1 pseudogene is annotated in these 495 nt (G+C 41.0%); it reads left to right on the top strand.

The features are described 5' to 3' along the window. A pseudogene (locus EZH24_RS14520) lies at positions 1-495 on the top strand (hypothetical protein); the annotation flags it as partial.

The following is a 495-nucleotide window of genomic DNA, read 5'->3' on the forward strand; positions in this document are numbered from 1 at the left end:
AACATCGGCATTTGCGGCAAGCGGTTTCGAGTTTTTATTCCAATTAGCTGGCGGAATGGGCGCTGCAATTCCAAATAAGGAGACCAAAGATTTGGGCTTTGGGACAGGTTTAAGCGCCGATGCCGATATTAGCGCGCAAATCGGTTATATGTTCCAAGTCAAAGAAGGCTTCGGAATAAGCGTTTTGGGAGAATTGGGCTATAGCTGGGATATGTATTCCATTGGATATGGAGACTTATCAGTAGTTAGTAATAGTAGTTATAGTTATAGCGCTTCCGAAGGTATGTCTATTTGGCAATACTATCATAGCTTCAAATTAGGGCTACTTCCAAAATTTAATATTGGCGTTGGCAGAAGAGGCGCAATAGCCATAGGAATTGGCGGAGGAGTTAAAATCCCTCTTGCTGGAAATTATAACACTCATTCTACTTTGGCAGTAGAAAATGCAACAACAAGAGAAGAAGTTGAATCTAGAGTTGATATGAACCTTAAAAG

Origin of the sequence: Brachyspira catarrhinii (genome assembly GCF_005518285.1) — a bacterium.
GTDB classification, from domain to species: domain Bacteria; phylum Spirochaetota; class Brachyspiria; order Brachyspirales; family Brachyspiraceae; genus Brachyspira; species Brachyspira catarrhinii.